The following is a 4,258-nucleotide window of genomic DNA, read 5'->3' as shown; positions in this document are numbered from 1 at the left end:
TCGGCCTGGCCGCCGGCGGGATAGGCCGGGGACAGGGTCTCGCCGGTGGCGGGGTCGACGGCGTGGATCGGCTTGCCGTCGCTGGTCACGGCCTGCTGACCGATCAGTTGCTTGCCTTCCAGGGTCATGAGGTCTCCTCTCGTCGTGACGCTGACTTTGGAATGAGATTGAACTAAGTGGTGGTATGTTCAATCTTTTTACTTACCCTGTAAGCGAGACCTTCGTCTAATCTCAGGTGCGCTCGGGGCCGTGCGCCCGGGCGGGCTAGGCGGTGGCGTGAATGGTATTGGCCAGCACCTCGGCGGCGGCGCCGCGGGCCGCGGTGAAGGTGCTGTCGTCGATGATGCGCAGCGGGCGCTGCTGGGTCGTGCCGAGCAGGCGGTTCTGGTTGGCCGTGAAGTATTCCAGGGCTGGCGTCAGCAGCGGCGTGCCGAGTCGCGTCAGGGAGCCGCCAAGCACGATTTCGGCGGGGTCGAGGGTGTGGTGCAGGTTGAGCAGCAGGGTGCCCAGCGCCTCGCCGGCGCGTTTCAGGGCCATGGCGACCTCTGGCTCCTGCAGGCGGTGCAGCAGGGTGTCGACCAGGTCTTCTTCCTCGCCGACCCCCAGGGCCGCGCGCAGCGCCCAGCCGCTGACGAGGGTCTCGGCGCAGCCGCGGTTGCCGCAGTGACAGTAGAGCCCGCCGGGCTGCAGGACGGTATGCCCGATCTCTCCGGCCAGGCCGTGGGTGCCGCGGGTGACCAACGGCCAGTGGCCGCCGCCGACGATGCCGCTGCCGATCCCGGTGCTGGCGCTGACATAGAGCAGCGACTCCGGAGTCTTGTCGGTGCGGAAGTACAGCTCGCCGAAGGCGGCCGCCTTGGCCTCATTGTCCAGCAGCCAGCGGCCGCCCAGGTCCGGCAGCTCCGCTCGCAGCAGATCAAGGAACCACACGTCGCGCCAGCCGAGGTTGGGCGCCAGGTGCAGCAGCGGGCGGTCGGGGGCGATGGGGCCGGGAAGGGCGACGCCGAGCCCCAGCAGCTGACGCTCGTTCAGTTCGGGATGGTCGATCACCTCGCGAATGAGACCGGCGAGCGCCTCGGCGGTGGTGTCGGGAGCATCCGGCGCCATGCGGATGTGGCGCTGGTGCAGCGTCTTGCCCGACAGGGTGCAGGCGATGACCTGCAGGCCGTGGACGCTGACCTCGGCGCCGAGCAGCACATGGCGATGGTCGTTGAGGTGCAGCGCCCGGCCCGGCCGGCCGCCGCTGCTCTTGAGCAGCTCTCCTTCGACGAGCCATCCCTGCTTCAGCAGCGTCTGAACGCCTCCCCCCACGGTGGCCTTGGTGAGCTGCGCCCGCGTGGCGATGTCGGCGCGTGTCATGCCGGGGGTGCGGCGCACCATTTCGAGAATGGCGCTGCGGTTGAGTCGCTTCAGGAAATGAAGGTCCCCCGCCTGGTGCTGATTGGAGGTGATGGTCATGGTGCGGCTTGGGATCGTCCGTCGTTGACGCAGGGCTTCGCCGGCTGTCGGCGGCGTGAAGGCCGATTATGACATCTGGGCGGTGGGGAGGCGATGTCGTGGCGGCGCCCTTGTCCGGGCCGCCATGGCCTGCCTGCTTGGTTCGGTGCCGAAACCAAGATGATGGTTCGGGGCGTGTCCCGGAGCGTTTCGGTGCCGGGAGTAGACCTTTGTCTCATGGAAAACGGCCCGGGAGAAGCGGAATACTTGCCGCTTAGTAAGAGGTCTTAACTAAAGGTGAGCGCTTCTCGACAGCGTCCTGCCGTCTTCGGCCTCGGGTATCCCGCCCCTGTCATCTCGGATCGACACCGGCACAGGGCACAGCAGAGAGAGGTTTCGCATGAATTCGGCTATCTATCCCAGCCTCACCGACAAGCGCGTGGTGATCACCGGCGGCGGCTCCGGCATCGGAGCGTCACTGGTCGAGGCCTTCGTCAACCAGCAGAGCGAGGTGCACTTCATCGACGTGGCCGAGGACGAGTCGCTAGCGCTGGTGGACCGGCTGGGCGGCAAGCCGACCTTTCACCGCTGCGACCTGACCGACCTCGAGGCGCTGTCGGCGGTCTTTCAGCGGATCGGGACCGTCGACGTCCTGGTCAATAACGCCGCCAACGATGACCGCCACTCCCTGAGCGACATCACGCCGAGCTACTGGGACGAACGGATCGCAGTGAACCTGCGCCACGTGATGTTCGCCATCCAGGCCGCGGCGCCGGGCATGAAAACGCGCGGTGGCGGCTCGGTGATCAACCTCGGTTCGATCAGCTGGCATCTCGGCCAGGAGAGTCTGGCGATCTACGAAACCGCCAAGGCGGGTATCGAGGGCATGACGCGTGCGATGGCCCAGGAGCTGGGTGGAGACAACATCCGCGTCAACTGTGTGGTTCCCGGCAACGTCAAGACGCCGCGTCAGTCGCGTTGGTACAGCCCCGAGGATGAGCAGCAGATCGTCGCGGAGCAGAAGCTCAAGGTTCGGATCCATCCGCATCATATCGCCAGCATGGTGCTGTTCCTGGCCTCCGATGACGGCGCTGCTTGCACCGCGCACAACTACTGGGTGGATGCCGGGTGGTGTTGAGCCATCCAGGACGCGATGACGAGATGTCATCCGCCACGTAGCCAGTCAATTCCCGACCATAACGCATAATGAAAGGGGGGTAGCATGCCTCAAGACAGGTCTCCGCAACGTACGGCTTACATCTTCATCATCTGCTGTGTGGCTGCCATCGGTGGCTTCCTGTTCGGCTTCGACAGCGGCGTGATCAACGGCACCGTCGATGGCCTTCAGGAATCCTTCAATTCGGACAGCGTCGGCACCGGCTTCAATGTCGCCTCGATGCTGCTGGGCTGCGCCGTGGGCGCCTTCTTCGCCGGTCGGCTGGCGGACCGCTATGGCCGTCGCACCCTGCTGATCGTCTCGGCGGTCTTCTTCCTGGTGAGCGCCTGGGGATCGGGCGTCGCCGACGGCTCCCTGGAGTTCGTCATCTATCGCGTGCTCGGGGGCATGGCCGTGGGTGCCGCCAGCGTCATGACGCCGGCCTATATCAGCGAGGTCGCGCCCTCGCGCTATCGCGGTCGTCTGGCGACGATCCAGCAGGTGGCGATCATCGGCGGTCTGTTCGTCTCCTTCCTGAGCAACTATTTCCTGTCCGGCATGGCGGGCTCCTCCCTGTCCGAACTGTGGCTGGGGCAGGCGGCCTGGCGCTGGATGTTCTGGATGGAGCTGCTGCCGGCCGCGGTCTTCCTGGTGGCCCTGATGTTCATCCCCGAGAGCCCGCGTTACCTGGTGAGCGTGGGCAAGACGGCGCGTGCCGAGCGCGTGCTGAGCCTGGTGTCCGCCAGCGATCGGGTCACCACCAAGCTGTCAAATATCGAAGCCTCGCTGGAGCGCGATCGCAAGCCGAGCCTGCGTGACGTGCTCGACCCCGTCAGCGGCAAGGTACGCAGCCTCATGTGGGTCGGCGTCGGGCTGGCGGTCTTCCAGCAGCTGGTCGGTATCAATGTGGTGTTCTACTACGGCGCCGTGCTGTGGCAGTCGGTCGGCTTCTCGGAAAGCGATGCCCTGCTGATCAACGTGATCAGCGGCGCGGTCAGCATCGGGGCCTGTCTGGTGGCCATTGCCCTGATCGACAAGATCGGCCGCAAGCCGCTGCTGTGGGGTGGCTCGGTCGGTATGGCCCTGACGCTGTCGATGATGGCGTATACCTTCGCCAGCGCCGACATGGTCGACGGTGGTCTCGAGATGTCGGATCACATGGGCACGATGGCGCTGCTGTCTGCCAACGCCTATGTGCTGTTCTTCAACGTCTCCTGGGGGCCGGTCATGTGGGTCATGCTGGGCGAGATGTTCCCCAACCAGATGCGCGGTTCCGGGCTCGCCATCTCGGGGCTCTGCCAGTGGATCGCGAACTTCGGCATCACGATGACCTTCCCGATCCTCCTGGCCTCCGTCGGCCTGGCCGGCGCCTACGGCTTCTATGCGCTGTGTGCGGCGCTGTCCATCCTGTTCGTGGTGAAGTTCGTCAGGGAGACCAATGGCAAGGAGCTGGAGGAGATGGCATACGAATAAGCCTGTTTTGCGCCGCCTGCCATCCGCGGCGGCGCGTCATGCCTCTTCAGCAACCGCTCTCCTCTATTGACGAGATAGTGTCATGAACGACCTTGGTCACAAGATCACCCCCGACCGGCTGCGCTCGCGCGACTGGTTCGACAACCCGGACCACCCCGGCACCACCGCGCTGTGCCTGGAGCGCTACATGAA

General features: G+C 65.5%; 3 protein-coding genes. 2 read left to right on the top strand and 1 reads right to left on the bottom strand.

Features of this window, described 5'->3' with window-relative positions; genetic code table 11:
• Positions 1-264: 264 nt before the first annotated feature.
• Positions 265-1,458 (bottom strand): ROK family protein, encoded by a 1,194-nt coding sequence (locus tag FHR96_RS22225; RefSeq protein ID WP_183389895.1) that lies wholly within the window; start codon positions 1,456-1,458, stop codon positions 265-267.
• A gap of 379 nt (positions 1,459-1,837) precedes the next feature.
• On the opposite strand from FHR96_RS22225, the gene xylB reads away from it, so the two are divergent.
• Together xylB and FHR96_RS22215 are read left to right on the top strand one after the other, a co-directional pair.
• The gene (xylB, locus tag FHR96_RS22220) at positions 1,838-2,575 is read left to right on the top strand and encodes a D-xylose 1-dehydrogenase (protein ID WP_183389894.1); all 738 of its coding nucleotides are present in this window, start codon (positions 1,838-1,840) and stop codon (positions 2,573-2,575) included.
• Between the two features lie 84 nt (positions 2,576-2,659).
• Positions 2,660-4,066 (top strand): sugar porter family MFS transporter, encoded by a 1,407-nt coding sequence (locus FHR96_RS22215; RefSeq protein WP_183389893.1) that lies wholly within the window; start codon positions 2,660-2,662, stop codon positions 4,064-4,066.
• Positions 4,067-4,258: the final 192 nt, after the last annotated feature.

The organism is Halomonas organivorans (assembly GCF_014192055.1).
In the GTDB taxonomy this organism is placed as follows: Bacteria; Pseudomonadota; Gammaproteobacteria; order Pseudomonadales; family Halomonadaceae; genus Halomonas; species Halomonas organivorans.
The sequence above is the reverse complement of the archived record's forward strand: the minus strand, read 5'-3'. Positions and strand labels throughout refer to the sequence as shown.